17 protein-coding genes are annotated in these 18822 nt (G+C 60.2%); 15 read left to right on the forward strand and 2 right to left on the reverse strand.

What is annotated here, in order from left to right; genetic code table 11:
- The first annotated feature begins 12 nt into the window (after window positions 1-12).
- Window positions 13-1038 carry a low specificity L-threonine aldolase gene (locus DW233_RS00060; protein ID WP_118266115.1) on the forward strand — a complete coding sequence of 342 codons (1026 nt, stop codon included), beginning with the start codon at window positions 13-15 and terminating at the stop codon, window positions 1036-1038.
- A 77-nt stretch (window positions 1039-1115) separates the two neighbouring features.
- The gene (locus DW233_RS00065; protein ID WP_118266116.1) at window positions 1116-1706 is read left to right on the forward strand and encodes a GNAT family N-acetyltransferase; all 591 of its coding nucleotides are present in this window, start codon (window positions 1116-1118) and stop codon (window positions 1704-1706) included.
- A 388-nt stretch (window positions 1707-2094) separates the two neighbouring features.
- Here DW233_RS00065 and DW233_RS00070 read toward each other — a convergent pair whose 3' ends face one another.
- Window positions 2095-2817, reverse strand: a complete 723-nt coding sequence (locus DW233_RS00070) for a GntR family transcriptional regulator (protein ID WP_118266117.1) — start codon at window positions 2815-2817, stop codon at window positions 2095-2097.
- A gap of 205 nt (window positions 2818-3022) precedes the next feature.
- On the opposite strand from DW233_RS00070, the gene DW233_RS00075 reads away from it, so the two are divergent.
- From DW233_RS00075 to DW233_RS00130, 12 genes are all read left to right on the forward strand, one after another.
- Window positions 3023-4015: an SIS domain-containing protein gene (locus tag DW233_RS00075; protein ID WP_118266118.1), complete on the forward strand. Its 993-nt coding sequence runs from the start codon at window positions 3023-3025 to the stop codon at window positions 4013-4015.
- A gap of 287 nt (window positions 4016-4302) precedes the next feature.
- Complete coding sequence (locus tag DW233_RS00080) at window positions 4303-5385, forward strand: DMT family transporter (protein WP_158567764.1); 1083 nt, start codon at window positions 4303-4305, stop codon at window positions 5383-5385.
- 183 nt (window positions 5386-5568) lie between these two features.
- Window positions 5569-6492 carry a PTS mannose/fructose/sorbose transporter subunit IIAB gene (locus DW233_RS00085; protein ID WP_118266120.1) on the forward strand — a complete coding sequence of 308 codons (924 nt, stop codon included), beginning with the start codon at window positions 5569-5571 and terminating at the stop codon, window positions 6490-6492.
- 36 nt (window positions 6493-6528) lie between these two features.
- The gene (locus DW233_RS00090) at window positions 6529-7323 is read left to right on the forward strand and encodes a PTS sugar transporter subunit IIC (protein WP_118266121.1); all 795 of its coding nucleotides are present in this window, start codon (window positions 6529-6531) and stop codon (window positions 7321-7323) included.
- 13 nt (window positions 7324-7336) lie between these two features.
- On the forward strand, window positions 7337-8170 hold the full coding sequence (locus DW233_RS00095; protein ID WP_118266122.1) for a PTS system mannose/fructose/sorbose family transporter subunit IID: 834 nt from the start codon (window positions 7337-7339) through the stop codon (window positions 8168-8170).
- A 191-nt stretch (window positions 8171-8361) separates the two neighbouring features.
- The gene (locus DW233_RS00100; RefSeq protein WP_233505639.1) at window positions 8362-9345 is read left to right on the forward strand and encodes an SIS domain-containing protein; all 984 of its coding nucleotides are present in this window, start codon (window positions 8362-8364) and stop codon (window positions 9343-9345) included.
- Between the two features lie 160 nt (window positions 9346-9505).
- On the forward strand, window positions 9506-10135 hold the full coding sequence (locus tag DW233_RS00105) for an HAD family phosphatase (protein WP_158567765.1): 630 nt from the start codon (window positions 9506-9508) through the stop codon (window positions 10133-10135).
- Window positions 10136-10497: 362 nt separating this feature from the next.
- Window positions 10498-11505: a YitT family protein gene (locus DW233_RS00110; RefSeq protein WP_118266124.1), complete on the forward strand. Its 1008-nt coding sequence runs from the start codon at window positions 10498-10500 to the stop codon at window positions 11503-11505.
- A gap of 104 nt (window positions 11506-11609) precedes the next feature.
- Window positions 11610-12329, forward strand: coding sequence for a GntR family transcriptional regulator (locus tag DW233_RS00115; RefSeq protein ID WP_118266125.1), 720 nt, complete (start codon window positions 11610-11612; stop codon window positions 12327-12329).
- Between the two features lie 373 nt (window positions 12330-12702).
- Entirely contained in the window at window positions 12703-14685 is a 1983-nt protein-coding gene (locus DW233_RS00120; RefSeq protein WP_118266126.1) for an ATP-dependent DNA helicase RecQ, read from the forward strand.
- Window positions 14686-14687: 2 nt separating this feature from the next.
- Window positions 14688-15452, forward strand: coding sequence for a GntR family transcriptional regulator (locus DW233_RS00125; protein ID WP_118266230.1), 765 nt, complete (start codon window positions 14688-14690; stop codon window positions 15450-15452).
- Between the two features lie 144 nt (window positions 15453-15596).
- A complete protein-coding gene (locus DW233_RS00130) occupies window positions 15597-16565 on the forward strand; it encodes an SIS domain-containing protein (protein ID WP_118266127.1) in 969 nt (322 codons plus the stop codon).
- A gap of 133 nt (window positions 16566-16698) precedes the next feature.
- Here the strand turns inward: DW233_RS00130 and DW233_RS00135 are convergent, their stop codons facing one another.
- The gene (locus DW233_RS00135) at window positions 16699-17676 is read right to left on the reverse strand and encodes an L-lactate dehydrogenase (RefSeq protein WP_118266128.1); all 978 of its coding nucleotides are present in this window, start codon (window positions 17674-17676) and stop codon (window positions 16699-16701) included.
- A gap of 211 nt (window positions 17677-17887) precedes the next feature.
- Here DW233_RS00135 and metA point away from each other — a divergent pair, with 211 nt between their 5' ends.
- A complete protein-coding gene (metA, locus tag DW233_RS00140; protein ID WP_006235124.1) occupies window positions 17888-18814 on the forward strand; it encodes a homoserine O-succinyltransferase in 927 nt (308 codons plus the stop codon).
- The last annotated feature ends 8 nt before the right edge of the window (window positions 18815-18822 follow it).

The following is an 18822-nucleotide window of genomic DNA, read 5'->3' on the forward strand; positions in this document are numbered from 1 at the left end:
GAGAGGATTGTCATGCTCGCGTTTAACAACGACTATTCCCACGGCGCACATCCGGCGGTGCTGCAGGCGCTCGTCGACACCAACATGGAGCCGCAGCCTGGCTACGGCACCGATGCGCACACCGAGCGTGCCAAGCAGCTTATTCGCGAGGCCTGCCAGGCCCCCGATGTCGACGTGTTTTTTCTGGTGGGCGGCACGCAAGCCAACGCGACGGTGATCGACATGCTGCTCGCGCCGTACGAGGGCGTGGTTGCCGCCGAGACTGGCCACGTCGCCTGCCACGAGGCAGGAGCCATCGAGTTTGGCGGCCACAAGGTGCTCACCATCCCCGGCTACGAGGGCAAGATGCACGCCGAGGATCTCGAGAACTATATCCAGGTGTTCTACGAAAACGAGAGCTACGAGCACACGGTGTTCCCGGGCGCCGTGTACGTGAGTCTATCGACCGAGTACGGCACGCTGTACTCCAAGGCCGAGCTCGCGGCGATTCACGCGGTGTGCCAGAAGCGCGAGATTCCGCTGTTTGTGGACGGTGCTCGTCTGGCCTATGCACTGGCGGCCGATGAGTGCGACATTACCCTGCCCGAGCTGGCGCAGCTGTGCGACGTGTTCTACATCGGCGGCACCAAGTGCGGCGCGCTTTGCGGCGAGGCTGTGGTGTTCTGCGGCATGCACGCTCCGGCGCATCCCATTCCGCGTATTAAGCAGCACGGCGCGCTGTTGGCCAAGGGCCGCCTGACGGGCGTGCAGTTTGAGGCGCTCTTTACCGATGGCCTGTATTTTGAGATTGGCCGTCAGGCGATCGAAACCGCGCAGGCGCTTCGTCGCGTGCTGCACGAGCACGGCTACCGGTTCTTCTTGGAGACGCCCACAAACCAGCAGTTCGTGATTCTGCCCAACGAGGACATGGCCCGCATTCGCGAGCATGCGGCGATCGAGTACTGGGAAAAGTACGACGATATCCACACGGTGGTGCGCTTTTGCACCAGCTGGGCCACGACGCAGGAGGACATCGACGCGCTGGCGGCTGTCCTGTAGCCTGATGTAATGACGAGGGGCCGCCTTGCGCTGGGTTTGGCGCAAGGCGGCCTTTGTTATTGAGAGAGAAGGGTTGTATGACCGAGATGTCCGAGCCGACGATTCGCCTGGCGACGCCCGAAGACGCGCCGGCGTTGCTTGCCATCTATGAGCCGTATGTGCGTCAGACGGCGATTACCTGCGAATACGAGGTGCCGAGCGTTGAGGAGTTCGCCGGGCGAATCGAGCGTACGCTCAGGCGCTATCCGTATCTGGTGATGGAGTTGGACGGGCGTCCGGTAGGCTATGCCTATGTGAGTCCGCTTAACAGCCGCGAGGCATACGACTGGTCGGTCGAGACATCGATCTACCTGGCGCGCGACGTGCGCCACGGCGGGCTGGGCCGCAAGCTGCACGATGCGCTCAAGCAGTGCCTGATCGCGATGGGCATCACCAGCATGTGCGCGCTCATCGCCGTGCCGCACGACAAGGACGACGAGTATCTAACGCACAACAGTCAGGACTTCCATGCCCATATGGGATATCGCTTGGTGGGTGCTTTCGACCGCTGTGCCCAAAAGTTCGGCCGCTGGTACGACATGTGCTGGATGGAGTTGGTCCTGGCCGAGCGCACGCCCAACCAACCCAAGCCAACCTGGTTCCCCGACCTTCCTAAACCTACCATTTAGGGACAGGTTTATTTTGGCAGGTTTTTGGCTGTCTTGTGGTATCAAATCGCCGCAAGAAGCGTGGCGTTTGTACGCTATTTTGACCTGGATTGTCCCCTCGGGACGCCTTGCGGGCTAAGTGAGTAGACTTTTTGGCGCAGGCCGAGCACAAAGCGTATCTGCCTTAGTAAAACCGCAGGTCACGGAGGTGGCTGTTTTGAATGTGCTCGGCAGGTCGCGAAAAGTCTACTCACTTAGATTTACGGTGCTGGATATTTTGGGCAGGAACAGTTGAGCTTGGGCGGCGAGTGTTGCCAGGCGATGTTGGCATTTGCGCCATGCCGGCTTGAGATTTAATAAAAACCGCAGGTAAAACGTTTATTAGGTACATTTTGCCTCGTTTGGTGCGCTAGCCGATGGGCTCGGTGTATTTGGCGCGGTCGGTGCGTTGGATGCGCTTGGAGACATGGAGCGGACGGCCGTCGGTGTCGTAGACGTAGTCGGTGATCAGGATCAGCGCCTGCCCGCGCTCGACGTTGAGCAAAAATGCCTCGTTTTGCGACGCATAGCACACCTCAAAGGTCTTATGCCCCTGCGCCGGCGCGCGATGGAACTCCTGGCGCAGCGTGGCGTAGAGCGAACCGTTGATATCGCGATCGATGAGCGACCCAAAGCTTGGCGGCAAATAGGTGGTCTCCAGGCACAGTGGCGCATCGTCCAGGTAACGCAGGCGGACAAGTTTGACAAGCTTGCTGCCCACGCTAGCGTCAAAGAACTTGGCCACGCTGCCCATTGCTTTGGCAAAGCCCGAGTCCACCGTGCGCGTGGTGGGCTTCATACCCTGGCCTTCGACCTGCTTGGTATAGCTCGAAAACACCAGGTTGTTCTCGTGGAGCGCCGGCGTGTCGGCCACAAAGGCACCGCGCCCGCGCTCGGTGCGGACCAGGCCCTCATCGACGAGCACCTTAAGGGCGTGGCGTACGGTGCTGCGCGACAGCCCCGATTCGTCCATGAGCTCCATCTCGGACGGCAGCTTGTCTCCGCGCGCGTAGATGCCGGCGGCGATGCGGTCACGCAGCGTACCCGCCAGACGCTCGTATTGGGCCAAGTTCTTTTTTGACGAAGTGCTCATGCGAACAACCTGTATCTAACCTGTATGATTACTGAACCAAGCATGTATCCAACATGACAACAAAACCGCTGATAATGGATTGCCGATAACTTTACCAGCAAAATATCTAAGACAAATATAGCATACAACTAGTCGACATAACCAAAACATGTATGTAACTTGTATGCCATCAAGAGCATCAAACGAGAAGAAAGACTGATGCACGATGACTACTCAGGAACAGGTTAAGGATGTCGTCTCCCAGGTTTTGGCTGACAAGGCAGACAAGGGCGGCATCAGGCGCGTTGTGTGGATCGGCGCCGGCGGATCTAACGGTGGTAACTATCCTGCCCAGTACTTTATGGAGCACGAGGCCACGCAGGTCGTGAGCTCCAGCTACACCAGCAACGAGTTTGTGCACGCCACCCCGGCCTACGTCAACGAGAACACCCTGGCCGTCGTCGTGTCCATGCGCGGCACCAAGGAGACCATCGTCGCCGCCCAGGTCGCCAAGGATCACGGCGCCAGCACCATCGCCATCTATGTTGACGAGTCCGGCCTCACCGAGGTCTGCGACTACAAGATCCAGTACGACAGCCTTGCCATCGACGAGTCCTGCATGGGCCGCACCAACTCCGCCGTCGTGACCATGATCGCCATGGAGCTCACGCAGCAGACCGAGGGCTATGCCGAGTACGAGACCGCTATGGCCGCGTTCGACTTGGTCGACCCCATCTATCGCAAGGCCGTCGAGTACACCCGTCCGCTCGCTGCTAAGTGGGCCGAGCAGAACGCCGACAAGCCCTGCATCAACGTCATGGCCCAGGGCCCGCTCTTTGGTGCCGCCTACGTCTTTAGCATCTGCAACGTGCAGGAGATGCTGCAGATCGACTCCTGCACCATCAACACCTGCGACTTCTTCCACGGCCCCTTCGAGATTCTGGACAAGCGCACCTCGCTGTTCCAGCTCATCAGTGTCGGCCGCAGCCGCTGCAACGACGAGCGCGGCATTCGCTTTGTCAACCAGTACGGTGGCGAGCGCGTCTATCAGCTCGACGCCAAGGAGCTCGGCCTCAACGACATCAAGGACAGCGTGAGTGAGTACTTCAACCACCTGATCTTTGCCCCGATCCTCAACAACGTCTACATGCGTGCGCTCTCCGCCGTCACCCACAAGGACTACATGACGCGCCGTTACATGTGGAAGCTGGATTACTAAGGGATAGAGCGGCCTAACAGCCCAATACCCCTCATGAGTTGCGGTGGAATAGTTCCTGTTTGGGAGTGTGAAGCCTCTGTTTGAGAACTATTTCACCGCAACTGCTAGAGCGGCACTTGGGGACGTTCCCTTTCTGCCGGCAGTTAGGGACGTTCCTTTTGTGCCGGCAGTTGGGGACACTCCTTGTGTCGAGAGATTTCCCATTCGCCGATTTGTGCCTTGAAAAATGTATATAACGACTATAACGTAGCATGAAACATATTGGAAATAATACTGAGGAGGCTGCGTTGAAGAGGAGCAATCTGGGCTATGTGCTGGTGCTGATCGCCGCGCTTATGTGGGGCAGCATCGGAATCTTTGTAAACGGCATCTCGGCCATGGGCGTTTCGTCCCAGAGCATGGCTGCCTTTCGCTTGTTGGTCGGAGCGCTTATCTTGGCGCCGGTCCTGATGTTTATGGGCTGCCGTCCGGGTGAGGGGTCTACCGTGGCTCAGGGTCCGCTGACCCTGTTCAAGGCAAGCCCTAAAGAGCTTGTTTCCTGCGCGCTTGTCGGTATCGTCGGTTTGGCTGCCGCCAACACCTGCTATTACGAGTGCATGCGCGAGGTGGGCATGTCCACGGCATCGGTGCTGCTCTACACGTCGCCGGTGTTTGGCGTCGCGCTCGGCCGCGTACTCTATCGCGAGGGCGTGACCCTCAACAAACTCATCGCCATTGTCTTTAACATCGTTGGCTGCGTGCTTGCGGTGACCAATGGCGACCTTTCCGGTTTCCATTTTTCGGTTTGGGGCGTCACGTCGGGCGTGATTGCAGGCCTTTGTGGTGCGTCGCTCGCGGTGTTTAGCCGGATAGCAACCAAGACGGTCCACCCGCTGGCTGTCACGTTTTGGGGCTTTGTTTTTGGCGGTGCGGTTATGGCAGCTATCGCGGCTCCGTGGCCGGATGTCGCCGCGGCAATGTCGCCACAGCTGCTGCTGCTGTTCCTTGGCTTTGGACTCATCCCCACAGCTGTGGCTTACATCTTATATATGCAGGGTCTGTCCATGGGGCTCGAGACGTCGAAAGTTCCCGTCGTAATGTCATTCGAGACAGTCGTCACCGTACTGCTGGGCATTGGTGTCTACGCCGAGCCCGCCGGCGCGATCAAAGTTCTGGGCATCGTTTTGGTGCTCGCGTCCATCGTGATTATGAACACCGACTTTTCCAAGCTGCGCAACAGTGTGTTTGTCGGTCATGTCGTTGAGAGCATGACCTTTAAGCCCAACGCGTGGTGGACGGAGAAATCGCAGGACATGGATCTCTTCCGCGAGCGCACGGGCATTGCGCTGGAGCCCACCGTGCAGGAAAGCCCCTGGCACTTCGTGCGATAGGGGGTTGCGCGCGGCGTCCGACCTGGGGTTATCCAGCCAGCGCCGGCCTACCCAAGACCATCGTTTCGATTGCGTTAAACCCGCCAACGGTCGTTTTTCACCCGCGAACGGTTTATATACTAATTATCAATATCCGCAACGTATAAGACGTTATAATGACCATAACGAAAAGGAGGAGGCAAGATGAATCAGATCATTCTCGCATCTCATGGCGGCCTGGCCGCAGGCGCCAAAGACACGCTCGAGATGGTTCTCGGCGACGTGTCGAACGTCCACGTCGTGTCGCTTGCTCGTGACGACAAGGAGCCCATCACCAATAAGGTTGAGGCTATGATCGCCACGTTCAACGCGGACGACACCGTGTATGTGCTAACCGATATGCTCGGTAGCTCGGTCAACAACAACATGGTCGAGCTTTCCAAGAACGGCACGAAGTTCACGGTTGTCAGCGGTTTCAACATCCCGCTGGCGCTCACGCTTGCTATGAGCCCCGCCCCCGTCAAGGGCACCGAGCTCGCGGCCCTCATCAACGAGGCCCGCACCGGTCTGACCAACCCCAACGCACCGGTCGAGGTCGCCGCGGCTCCCGCCAAGAAGGCCAAGGCGTCCCGTCACAGCTCCGGTCCCGCCAAGATCGTCCTCGCACGTCTTGACTACCGTCTGCTGCACGGCCAGGTCGTCTTTACCTGGACCACCAAGGTTCAGGCCGAGCGCATCATCGTCGTCGACAACGCTGCCGCCAACGATGACATCAAGAAGGGCGCCCTTAAGCTGGCCAAGCCCCAGGGCGTGCGCCTGAACGTCTTCACCGTTGAGCGTGCCCTTGCCAAGATGGACAAGCTCAACACCCTCGGCGAGCGCGTCATGTTCGTCTTTGGCAACACTGCCGAGATGCTGCAGTTCTGCCAGGGCTACAAGCTCGACGCCATCAACCTGGGCGCCACCGCCAACCACGACGGTGCCGAGCAGGTCGGCGGCAAGGACAGCTCCGTCTTCTTCGACGCCACCCAGAAGGCCGACGTCAACCAGCTGCTCGACATGGGCATTAAGCTCTACGTCCAGCAGACCCCTACGTATCAGAGCGTCGACATCGACGCCAAGCTGTAATCAACCAGGCGTTTGCCTGACTGAAAGGAGAAGGGTATGAATACGTTCATCAGTGCGGTGCTCGTCGGCCTCGTCGGCGTGTTCTGCATGTGGGACTCCCGCCTGCTCGGTCGTCTTAACTTCGAGCAGCCCCTCGTTGGCGCTACGCTCGTCGGTCTGCTGCTGGGCGATGTGCCCACCGGCCTTGCCGTCGGTGCCGCCGTCGAGCTCGTGTCCATGGGCCTGGTGCAGGTCGGCGCCGCCGTTCCGCCCGATATGGTCCTGGGCGGCATCGTGGCCGCTGCCTTCGCATGCCTGACCGATGCTTCCGCCGAGACCGCCATGACGATCGCCATCCCGGTCGCCGTCCTGGGTCAGCTCCTCGGCATCGTGTTCCGTTCCATCATCGCCGCCCTCACCCATGTGGCAGATAACGCGATCGATAACGGAAAGTTCAAGACCGCCTACCGTATGCACATCTGCGCCGGCTCCGGTCTGTACGCCGTCATGTACTTCCTGCCGATCTTCCTCGCCGTCTTTGTTGGCACCGACCTGGTTCAGGCCATCGTCAACATGGTTCCCGAGTGGCTGTCCACTGGTCTTAACGTTTCGACCAAGATCATGACCGCCTACGGTCTGGCCCTGCTGCTCACCATGATGATCAAGAAGGGTATGACCCCGTTCCTGTTCATCGGTTTCCTGCTCGCCGCCTACCTCAACCTGTCCGTCATCGCGGTCGCTCTGATCGGTGTGTGCCTGGCTATCGTCTTCATGGGCTTCAAGTTCAATGGCTCCCATGCAACCGCCGGTGTCGATTCCGACTACGATCCGCTCGAAGACGACGAAGACTAAGGAGGAACACACTATGGCAACCGCAACCAAGGACGTGTCCCTGAACAAGAAGGTCAGCCAGTTCTTCTGGCGCTCCTGGGCCATCCAGGCCTCTTGGAACTACGAGCGTCAGATGAACATGGGCTTCCTCTACGGCATGGTTCCCACGCTCGATCGCCTCTATCCGGATGAGTCCGACCCCAAGCAGCTCGCTGCTAAGAAAGAGGCTTACCACCGTCACATGGCGTTCTACAACTGCACCCCGCAGACGAGCGCTTTTGTCCTAGGCCTCGCCGCCTCCATGGAGGAGGAGTACGCCAAGGATCCCGAGAACTTCGACCCCGATTCGATCAACGCGGTCAAGACCTCCCTCATGGGTCCGCTTTCCGGCATCGGTGACTCCTTCTTCCAGGGCACCATCCGCGTTATCGCCTTTGGCCTGGGCGTTCAGCTGGCTCAACAGGGCTCCATCATGGGCCCGATCCTGGCCATGCTCATCTCCATCGTCCCCTCTGTGCTGATCACTTGGTTCGCAGCCAAGATCGGCTACCAGGGTGGCCACGAGTACCTGAGCAAGCTCCAGGGCGGCGACCTCATGGAAAAGCTCATGTATGTCTGCGGTATCGTGGGTCTTATGTCCGTGGGCGGCATGATCGCTACGCTGATCGGCGCCACTACCCCGCTGCAGTTCGCTGAGGGCACCGTCGTTATCCAGGACATCCTGGACGGCATGATGCCCCAGATGATCTCCCTTGGCCTCACCGGCCTTATGTACTGGCTCATCAAGAAGAACGTCAACACCGGTTGGCTTCTCGTGATCGCCATCGTGGGCGGCATCGTCCTCTCCGCGGCCGGCATCCTGGCCTAGTCGCGACCCAGCGCTTCCCCCGGGGGCCTGCCTGGCATCCCATACCCCAGGCAGGCTTCCATCCCTAACATGTGACAAAGGGATAGTCCCTTTGTTACATCCTCAACGGGCCGGCGACTCGGTCCTAACTACGGTAACCCTGCGAGCGTCCGGCAATGTGACGCCGCAACAAATCGAAAGGAATGTGTCAGATGTACGAGATCGACCTTAACCTCCCTAAGCAGATCGTCGCTGACGTCCTGTCCAACCACGAGATCCACAGCGTCGCTTTCGTCGGCTGCGGTGCTTCCATGTCCGACCTCTACCCCGCCAAGTACTTCCTGGCCAACAACACGGACAAGCTGAACGTTCAGATCTTCACCGCTAACGAGTTCAACTACGACACGCCTTCCTGGGTCAACGAGCACACCTTCGTGATCACCTGCTCCCTGGGTGGCTCCACGCCCGAGACCGTCGAGGCCAACAAGACCGCCAAGAAGCACAACTGCCCGGTCGTCTCCCTCACCAACAAGGCTGGCTCCGCTCTGACCGTCGACGCCGACCACGTCATCGTTCACGGCTTCCACGCCAACTACGCTGCCAAGTGCGAGAAGCCCGGCTATGCCATCGCTCTTGCTCTCGAGATCCTTCAGCAGACCGAGGGCTATGACCACTACGAGGACATGATCACCGGCCTCACCAATGTCTTCGAGCTCTGCGAGAACGCCGCTCAGTCCGCCAAGGGTCTTGCCAAGCAGTTCGCCCAGGACTTCAAGGACGACGAGATGATCTACTTCATGGCCTCCGGTGCCTCCGAGAAGATGGCTTATTCTCACGCCGCCTTCCTGTTCACCGAGATGCAGTGGATCGACGCCGCCGCCTACAACACCGGCGAGTACTTCCACGGCCCGTTCGAGGTTTCCACCGAGGGTAAGCCCTACGTCTTCTTCATGTCTGATGGTGCCACCCGTCCGATGGACGCCCGCGCCCTCACCTTCCTTAAGCGCATGGGCGCCAAGGTCGCTCTGATCGACTCCAAGGACTACGGTCTGGCCGACGCCGTGCCGGCAAGCGTCGTCACCTACTTCAACCCGCTGCTGCACCTCGCCGTTATGCGCGAGTACGGCAACCAGATCGCCGAGGCCCGTCAGCACCCGCTGACCATGCGTCGCTACATGTGGAAGCTTTCCTACTAATCACAAGTAAGTAGACCTTACAGGTTGATTGAGAGGGGATGGGGTTTGCGCCCCGTCCCCTTTTTTGCTCTGGGGAGGGCGCGCCCGTCGCGCCGCAAAACCCCAGATAAAACCTACCAAAATAAACCTGTCCCATTTTGGCAGGTGGGAGGAGATGCGTATGATCAAGGCAGTGCTGTTTGATATGGACGGCGTGCTGGTCGATACCGAGTGGTTCTATAACCGTCGCCGCGTGGCGTTTATGGAGGAGAAGGGGTTCCACTTTGACGAGATCCCCGATCTTTCGGGGTCTAACGAGCCCGCCATTTGGGAGACGCTGGTTCCCGACGATATTGAGCTGCGCGAGCGCCTGCGCGTGGAGTACAAGCAAGTCTACAGCCCGGACCACCCCGTTCCGTATGCCGAGCTGCTCAACGAGCAGACGGAGCCGGTGATGCGTGAGCTGCACAAGCGCGGCGTGAAGTGTGCCATCGCGAGCTCGTCCTATCGTGAGCTGATTGACGAGCTGGTGGAGATTGCCGGCATCGCCGACGTGCTGGACTACACCATCAGCGGTCACGAGTGCAGTGCGTTTAAGCCCGACCCCGAGATCTACCTGCGTGCCATGGAGGCGCTGGGTGTTGATCCGGCCGAGTGCCTGGTTATCGAGGATTCGCCTTTGGGCATCGAGGCTGGCAAGCGCTCCGGCGCCCGCGTCCTGGCACTGCGTCCGCACGAGGGTGTCAACCTGGATCAGTCTGTCGCCGACGCCATCATCGACAACCTCGCCGACATTTTGGCCGCTTTGTAGCGTCAATTCGCCGCAAGAAGTGCGGATTCACACGTCTTTTGCGGTGGATTGGCTCATTTTGGCTTTGATTGGATCCGTTCGGCTTCGGCTCGGACTAAGTGAGTAGACTTTTTGGCGCAGGCCAAGCACAAAGCGTATCTGCCTTAGTAAAACCGCAGGTCACAGAGGTGACTTTTTTGGGTATGCTCGGTGGGTCGCGAAAAGTCTACTCACTTAGAATTTGAGTCTTTGGTTGGGGGGTTGCTGGCTCGTTTTGGCTCGTTTTGGTTGTCGAGAGCGGGTGAATTGAAGCGCCCTTTCGCGCTCCATGCTACAATCGCCGACATGCCCCACAACTACATCTGCCTTCGAAAGGAGCCTACGTGGCGAACGCCATCGATCAGCTCACGGACCGCGTGCTCGTGCTCGGCCGCCTCACCATCGTTCGTCGCGCCATTACTGCCGTGGCGGTCACGATTTCCGCCGTTCTCCAGACATTTTTGATCCAGGCGTTCATTCGCCCCGCCGACCTGCTTCCGAGCGGCCTCACCGGCGTCGCGGTCCTGCTCGATCGCGTTACCTCGCTTGGCGGCGTTCATATTGACATCTCGCTCGGCATGCTCGCGCTCAACATCCCCGTGGCGCTTCTGTGCTGGAGCGGCATCAGCAGGCGCTTCGTCATCTTCTCGATGATGCAGGTCGTGCTTTCGTCGCTGTTTCTCAATATCTTTCACTTCGCCCCGTTTTTGGGCGACAAGATCATGCTCATCATTTTTGGCGGCGTGGTCTCGGGTCTGGGCGCCGCCATTGCGCTTAAGTCCGGCGCATCCACCGGCGGTACCGACTTTATCGCGCTGTGGGTTTCCAACCACACGGGCAAGACCATCTGGGGCGTCATCTTTGGCTTTAACTGTTTTATCCTGGCGATCTTCGGCTTTATGTTTGGCTGGGACAATGCGGCGTATTCTATCGTGTTCCAGTTTATTTCGACCAAGACCATCGACAGCTTCTACCGCCGCTATGACCGCGTAACGCTGCAGATCACGACGCGCAAGGCCGACGAGGTCATGACCGCCTATGTTGACCATTTTCAGCACGGCATTAGCTGCGCCGAGGTCGTTGGCGGATACAGCCGCGAAAAGATGTACCTGCTGCACACCGTTGTCTCGACCTACGAGAGCCAGGACATCATCAAGTTGGTGTGCGACATTGATCCCGGCGCCGTGATCAATGTGTTCCACACGCTTAACTTTGTGGGCGGCTGGTGGGGCGGCCATGTCGACGAGCCCATGCCCACGGCCGTTCCCGATCCCGACAAGCCCGCGCGCATGGCCAGCAGGCAGGCCCGTCTGCACGATCAGGAAAGCTTGCAGCAGGACGACGGCAAGTAAAGATTTGCTGTATGCGGTGTATCGTTTTATCAAACTAAGGTAACATATAAAAAGACGTTATATACGTATTAGTTATTTCGATATTTTGATAAGAGTGATCAGATATGCCAGCGCCCAAAAATGCACCGCTTTACCAGCAGATTTACGACGAGATCAAGGAAGCGATCGAGAAAGGTGTTTATGCACCTAAGGAGCGCATCCCGTCCGAGCTTGAGCTTGCCGAGCAGTATGAGGTGAGCCGCATTACGGTGCGTCGCGCCGTCGAGGAGCTGTGCTCCGATGGCTACCTGGTTAAGCAGCAGGGCCGCGGCACCTTTGTCTCTACGCCGCACATCAATCGCCAGTTCCATGCTTCGACGCTGCAGACGTTTACTGCGTTGTGTGCCGACAATGGCATGAAGGCCGGCGCGCACGTGGTCGATCGCCAGATTGTGCCGGCGCGCCAAAACGAGATGGAGTTCTTTGGTCTGCAGAAGGATGCGCTGCTGCTGCATATTAAGCGCGTGCGCACGGCCGACGGCGAGCCCATCTTTGAGGAAAACATCTTTGTGCCGTTTGATGCATACCGCGAGCTGTTGACGGCCGATCTTGAGGACAAGTCGATTTTTGCCGAGGTCGAGCGTGTTGGCGGAACACCGATCGTCTCGGTTGGCTACCGTACGGTCGAGGCCGTTCGCGCTAACGCCGAGCAGGCGGCCGAGTTGGGCATTGCTCCGCACGATCCACTGCTCAATCTGCGTGCCGGCTTTATCGGCCCCAATGGCGAGCCGGTCCTGATGGGTAAGCAGTACTACGTGGGATCGCGCTACGTTATGGTGATGTAGCTCTAGTTGCGCGGTTTTCCAAACCGCGCAACGGCTCGACGCTGCAAGCCCGCCAGAGCGGCAATCTGCCTTTCAACTTCGGCGGCATGATCAGAAGATCAATGCCGCCTTGTTTCAAGGCACCTTGCTCGCTCTGGCGGGCTTTCGCTGACATTGCCAAAACATCGACTACCCATAGAATGAGCGTGGATAATCTCCCATTTTTGGCTTGGTGACGGGTTCAAAGTGGGAGATTATCCACTCTCATTCTGAAAGTGTCCAAAAATCTACTCTCGTTCGCCTTGGATCACGTTGCCCGTGGCCGGCAGCCGTGCGGCACCGGTCCGCGTGGCGGCGTATAATCGGCGGCAGATGACTTGGACGTTAGGAAACCATGACCGATAGCATGCAGCAGATGGCGCTCGACACGCTCGGCGCCTATTTTGGCTACACCTCGTTTCGCCCGGGGCAGGACCGCATGGTCGATGCGATCCTTGCCGGCCGCGACGCGCTGGGCGTTATGCCCACGGGCGCCGGCAAGTCCATTTGCTACCAGGTGCCTGCGCTCATGCTGCCCGGCATCACCTTTGTGGTGAGTCCGCTGCTGTCGCTTATGGAGGACCAGACCCGCGCACTGCTCGCGGCGGGCGCGCGCCCCAGCTATCTCAACTCCAGCCTTACGCCGGCTCAGCAAAATACCGTGCTCAAGCGGGCGCGCGAGGGTCGCTACCAGCTTATGTATGTGGCACCTGAGCGCCTGCTCGAGCCGCGTTTTCTGGCCTTTGCGCAGGAAGCTGCGGCCGAAGGCGGCATCGGCGTTCCGCTCGTGGCCATTGACGAGGCCCACTGCGTGAGCCAATGGGGTCAGGATTTCCGCCCCGCCTACCTGCAGATTCGCGAGTTTATCGATTCCCTGCCGCAGCGCCCCATCGTGGCGGCCTTTACCGCTACAGCGACTGAGCGCGTGCGTGCGGACATTCAGCAGATGCTCGGCCTGCAAAACCCGGCGACGGTGGTGACGGGCTTCGATCGCAAGAACCTCTACTTTGGCTGCGAGGAGATGGGCGACAAGGCTAAGACCGCGTGGGTGCGCGACTACGTGATCGCGCATTCGAGCGAGAGCGGCATCGTGTATTGCTCGACCCGCAAGACCGTCGATGTGCTGGCAGGCGAGCTTGCTGAGGCGTTGGGCCCCAGCGGCATTCGCGTGGGCCGCTACCATGCCGGCATGGGCAACGACGCCCGTCGTCAGAGCCAGCGTGCCTTTATCGACGACGATATCCAGGTGATGGTTGCCACCAACGCCTTTGGCATGGGTATCGACAAGCCCAACGTGCGCTACGTCATCCATAACAACGTGCCCGAGAGCATCGAGGCCTACTACCAGGAGGCGGGCCGCGCCGGCCGCGATGGCGATCCGGCCAGCTGCCACTTACTGTGGAACGGCAACGATTTTCGCATGCGCCGCTTTTTAATCGACCGCGGCGATGCGGCCGACGAGGCGCTCGACGACGAGCAACGCGCGTGGGCGCTCCAAAATCGATATCGTCTGCTCAGCCAGATGGAGGGCTACTGCAATACCACCGGCTGCCTGCGCGAATATATGCTGCGCTACTTTGGCGACGAGGCCGCGGCCGAGCATGCTGCTGCGGCTGGTGCGGGCGCCACCGCCACGGACGACGCCGAGGGCTGCGGCAACTGCAGCAACTGCCTCACTCAGTTCGAGGTCGAGGACGTCACCGATATGGCCCGCGCTGCCGTGCGCTATGTGGCCACGCGTCCCATGCGTTTTGGCAAGTCGCTGATCGCCGACGTGCTCCACGGCGGCAACACCGAGCGCATTCGCCAGATGCATCTGGACGAGGACCGCGGCTACGGTGAGCTGTCGAGCGAATCGGTCGGGCGCATCAAGGACATCATCGGCCAGCTGTGCGGCCGCGGTTATCTGGCCACCTCGCAGGGGCAGTACCCGGTCGTTGGGCTGGGCCCGCGTGCCGGCGAGGTCGAGGATGAGGCGTTCGCCTTTACCGTTAAGCGTCGCGCGTCCAAGCGCAAGGCCTCGGCCCGCGCCCGCCGCGCGGTGGATCTGCTGCGCGAGGAGGCTGAGCTGGATCAGCGCCCGCGCGTGGGCGACGATGCCGAGCTGTTCGAGCGCCTGCGTGCCTTGCGCAAGGAGATCTCGACCGAGCTGGAGATGGCGCCGTATATGGTCTTTTCCGACAAGGCTCTGCGCGGCCTGTGCCGCCTGCGCCCTCAAACGCGCGAGGAGCTGATCCGGGTCAACGGCATTGGCGAGAAAAAGGCCGACGCCTTTGGCGAGCAGTTTATGGCGGCGATTGAAGAATTTGAGTCCGAGCATGCGCGGGATGGAGCGTAATGATGGCAGCCGATAGCAAGACCGAACGTTCCGAGCGCGCCGAGGTGTCCGCCGTGCCGCTGTACCAGCAGGTTATGGACGACCTAAAGGGCGAGATCGCGCGCGGCGTGTACGCGGCCGGCTCGCGTATTCCTTCCGAGATGGAGCTCGCGAAGTCCTACGGCGTGGGACGCATCACCGTGCGCCGCGCCATCGAGGAGCTGTCGCGCGCGGGGTATCTCAGCCGCCAGCAGGGGAGGGGCACGTTTGTGTGCGCGCCCAAGCTCAAGCGCAAGATTCGCCAGAAGGGTGACGTCCAGAGTTTTACTGAGGGTTGTGCTGCCAACGATATGGTGGCCGGAGCGCGCCTGGTGTCGCGCACGGTGGTTGCGGCGACGCGCGAGGACGCGGCGTTTTTTGGCGTGGAGCCCGGCAGTGAGCTTATCGTGGTCGAGCGCGTGCGCACGGCCGACGGCATCCCCGTCATGCTCGAGAACAACGCCTTTGTGCTCGCCGACCATCCCTACCTGCAGACGCTGGCCGCCGAGGACCTCACCGATAACTCGATCTTTGCGCTCGTTGCCGACCACTCGGGCCGCGCGCCGCTCAAGTCCGACCCCTGTACCGTGGAGATCGCGCTTGCCGATGCCCAGGTGGCCCCGCTGCTGGAGGTGCCGGTCGGCGAGCCTCTCTTTTATATGGAGGCGTATTTTACCGATGCAGACGAGCGCCCCCTGCTGCTCGGGCGCCAAAAGATCGTGGGCTCGCGCTACGTGTTCGACATCTAACATCCACGAATAGAACAATATGGAACAAATTTGCCGCAATGACTTCACCTGCGACAGCTTGCGTGCTATAAATAGGACAACATAGAACGACCGCAGGTACGAGCTGTCGTCGCTCAAAGCCGCCCCACAAGGAGGAACATCAGGATGAACGCACATGATCTGGTTCAGGAAATTATCGAGCGCAAGGGCAAGATTGAGAACGTTTTTTGGATTGCCTGCGGCGGTTCGATGATCGACCTGATGCCGGCCAACGAGCTGCTCAAGCGCGAGGCGACCACGTTTACCTCGACGGTTTACACGGCGCGCGAGTTTTGCCTGATGGCCCCCAAGAGTCTTGGCGAGAAGTCACTCGTCATCGCCTGCAGCCACAGCGGCAATACGCAGGAGGTCGTCGACGGTTGCGAGATGGCGCTGGCAGCCGGTGCCGAGGTCGTGGCCATGACCGACTGCGAGGGCTCCAAGATTGATAACGGCAAGTGGACCACCTGGGTCTACCCTTGGGGCGAGGGCGTGTCGCAGGCCGAGGTGCCGCAGGGCATCGGCGCTCTGATCGCCGCCGAACTGCTCCACCAGCAGGAGGGTTACGAGGCGCTTGCCGACATGTACGCCGGCCTTAAGCAGATGGATGCGCTGCTGCCCGCTGCCCGCGAGAAGGTCAACGCCGAGCTGGGCGATCGCTTTGCCGAGCTCTGCCAGCAGCACGAGTTCTTCTACATCCTGGGATCCGGCCCCAACTTTAGCCAGACCTACGCCATGGCCATCTGCTCGCTCATGGAGATGCAGTGGCAGCACTGCTGCTACATCCACTCCGGCGAGTACTTCCACGGCCCGTTCGAGGCTACCGAGCCCGGCGTGTTCTACTTTGTACAGCTCGGATCGGGCGAGTGCCGCCCCATGGAGGAGCGCGCGCTGGCGTTCCTCAACACGCACACCGATACGGTCATGGTGCTCGACGCACTCGAGTACGGCGTGGGCGACGTGCCTGCCAGCGTGCGTTCGTACCTGGAGCCGATCTTCTTCTACAACATGAGCTGCGAGCTGCGCGCCGCCCGCGGCAAGGTGTTCGACCACAGCCCCGAGGTTCGTCGCTACATGGGCATCGAGCAGTACTAAGTAACGGGAAAACCATTCCACCTTCGATTCGCAAGGGCACTGCGTGAGTCAAAAAAGCGGGCCGCGCCGGGGATTTCCGGCGCGGCCCGCTTAGTATCGCGCTTAGAATCGCAAGGTTGCGGCAGGCAGCGGACTACTTGGCGTCGAAGGCCTCGGCGTCCCACCAGTCGAGCTGGGCGATGTTGTCGCGGATGTGCTGGCAGCTCTTGTGGAAGCCCTCGAGCTCGTACTCGGACAGGTCGAGCGTGTAGACCTCCTCGACGCCCTCGGCACCGATCACGCACGGCAGGGAGGTAAAGATACCCTCCTCGCCATACTGGCCGGTCATGAGCGTGGAAGCGGAAAGCACGGCGTGCTCGTTGTGCAGCACGGCGGCGCAGACGCGCGCGGCGGAGTTGGCGACGGCGTATTCGGTGCACTGCTTGCCGGCATAGGTCACATAGCCGCCCTTGCGCGCGAGCTCCTCGACCTCCATGTGGTCGAAGGCGTACTTGTCGGGGTTCTCGGCCTGAAGCTCGGTCAAGCTCTTACCGGCGATGGTTGCGGCCTTAAAGGCGGCCAGCTGGCTAAAGCCGTGCTCGCCGATCATGTAGGCGTCGACGGACTTGGGGCTCACGCCAACTTTCTTGGAGATCTCGGTGCGCAGGCGGGCCGAATCCAGGCCGCAGCCCGAGCCGATGATCTTCTTGGGATCGTAGCCGGTCAGGTGCCACAGCTCGGTGCACACGACGTCGCAGGGGTTGGAGATGGAGACAAAGATGCCGTCGAAGCCGGCGTCGACGATGCGCTTGGCAAAGGTGCGCGCGGCGTCGGTGGTAAAGAACAGCTCGCCGTCGCGGCTGCCGGCGGCCAGCACAACCTTGCCGGCGGCGTTGACGATGACGTCGCAGCAGGCCAGCTCCTCGTAGTGGTCGTAGCAGTTGACGATCTTGGTGTTGTACGGGACAAACGAAAGGGAGTCGCGCAGGTCCTGGACCTCGGACGTCACCTTGGCCTCGTTGATATCGCACAGGTACAGCTCATCGGCAATGCCCTGCATGAGCAGGCTGTTGGCGACATGTGCTCCTACGTGGCCCTGGCCGACCACACCGATCTTACGCGTCTGGTACATATATGTATCCTTTCGGCCGAGTTTCTCGCGTCGAACCATTGTAGCCTCCTGCCGTCACTTTGCTAGGCTAAAGCGTCGTAGATTTTTGGGACATGTTTTAATCTCTACTTTTGGAGTGATTTGGGCCGCTGGTGACATCGCCGGGCGATGTGCTCGCGCGGATGGGGCCGCTCGTTGTACCATAACTGCAACTGACTCGTAAGGAGCATCCATGCCCATTCGCATTCCCGACGCCCTCCCTGCTGCCGCGCAGCTCGAGAGCGAGAACATCTTTGTCATGACCGAGTACCGCGCACTGCACCAGGACATCCGTCCGCTGCGCGTGCTCATCCTCAACCTCATGCCCACCAAAATCGCCACCGAGACGCAGATCATGCGCAAGCTCTCCAACACGCCGCTGCAGGTGGAGGTGGACCTGCTGCGTACCAAGACGCACGAGGCCACGCACGTGAGCGCCGGTCACCTGGAGACGTTCTACCGCACGTTCGACGACATCCGCGACATCCACTACGACGGCCTGATCATCACGGGCGCGCCGGTGGAGCAGATGCCGTTCGAGGAGGTCGACTACTGGCCCGAGCTCTGCCAGATCATGGATTGGTCCACCACGCACGTGCACTCTACGCTGCACATTTGTTGGGGCGCGCAGGCCGGTCTGTACCATCATTACGGCATTCAGAAGTATGACCTGCCGGCAAAGGCGAGCGGCGTGTTCGAGCATTATTTGGTGAAGCCGCAAAGCCCGCTGGTCCGCGGCTTCGACGACCGCTTCTATGCCGTGCATTCGCGCAACACCGATGTGCGCCGCGAGGACGTGGAGGCCGAGCCGCAGCTTGAGGTCGTGGCCGTGTCCGACGAGGTGGGGCTGTACATTGTCAAGTCGACGGACAGTCGTCGCTTCTTTGTCTTTGGCCATCCCGAGTACGATACCGACACGCTGCGCCTGGAGTACGAGCGCGACGTGAAGCGCGGGCTCAACCCTCAGGTGCCGGCGCATTACTTCCCGGGCGACGACCCTACCGCCGAGCCGCGCAACGTCTGGCGCAGCCAGGCTCAGCTGTTCTACACCAACTGGCTCAACTACTACGTCTACCAGACCACGCCCTACGACCTGGCCCGCGCCGGCGAGGAGCACTAGACTGCGAT

The organism is Collinsella sp. AM20-15AC, assembly GCF_003471405.1.
GTDB lineage: Bacteria > Actinomycetota > Coriobacteriia > Coriobacteriales > Coriobacteriaceae > Collinsella.

Excerpts from the sequence above, each read along its gene's own strand:
- DW233_RS00060 (WP_118266115.1), top strand. The coding sequence starts at position 13 with ATGCTCGCGTTTAACAACGACTATTCCCACGGCGCACATCCGGCGGTG.
- DW233_RS00065 (WP_118266116.1), top strand. The coding sequence starts at position 1,116 with ATGACCGAGATGTCCGAGCCGACGATTCGCCTGGCGACGCCCGAAGAC.
- DW233_RS00070 (WP_118266117.1), bottom strand. The coding sequence starts at position 2,817 with ATGAGCACTTCGTCAAAAAAGAACTTGGCCCAATACGAGCGTCTGGCG.
- DW233_RS00075 (WP_118266118.1), top strand. The coding sequence starts at position 3,023 with ATGACTACTCAGGAACAGGTTAAGGATGTCGTCTCCCAGGTTTTGGCT.
- DW233_RS00085 (WP_118266120.1), top strand. The coding sequence starts at position 5,569 with ATGAATCAGATCATTCTCGCATCTCATGGCGGCCTGGCCGCAGGCGCC.
- DW233_RS00090 (WP_118266121.1), top strand. The coding sequence starts at position 6,529 with ATGAATACGTTCATCAGTGCGGTGCTCGTCGGCCTCGTCGGCGTGTTC.
- DW233_RS00095 (WP_118266122.1), top strand. The coding sequence starts at position 7,337 with ATGGCAACCGCAACCAAGGACGTGTCCCTGAACAAGAAGGTCAGCCAG.
- DW233_RS00100 (WP_233505639.1), top strand. The coding sequence starts at position 8,362 with ATGTACGAGATCGACCTTAACCTCCCTAAGCAGATCGTCGCTGACGTC.
- DW233_RS00105 (WP_158567765.1), top strand. The coding sequence starts at position 9,506 with ATGATCAAGGCAGTGCTGTTTGATATGGACGGCGTGCTGGTCGATACC.
- DW233_RS00115 (WP_118266125.1), top strand. The coding sequence starts at position 11,610 with ATGCCAGCGCCCAAAAATGCACCGCTTTACCAGCAGATTTACGACGAG.
- DW233_RS00120 (WP_118266126.1), top strand. The coding sequence starts at position 12,703 with ATGACCGATAGCATGCAGCAGATGGCGCTCGACACGCTCGGCGCCTAT.
- DW233_RS00125 (WP_118266230.1), top strand. The coding sequence starts at position 14,688 with ATGGCAGCCGATAGCAAGACCGAACGTTCCGAGCGCGCCGAGGTGTCC.
- DW233_RS00130 (WP_118266127.1), top strand. The coding sequence starts at position 15,597 with ATGAACGCACATGATCTGGTTCAGGAAATTATCGAGCGCAAGGGCAAG.
- DW233_RS00135 (WP_118266128.1), bottom strand. The coding sequence starts at position 17,676 with ATGTACCAGACGCGTAAGATCGGTGTGGTCGGCCAGGGCCACGTAGGA.
- metA (WP_006235124.1), top strand. The coding sequence starts at position 17,888 with ATGCCCATTCGCATTCCCGACGCCCTCCCTGCTGCCGCGCAGCTCGAG.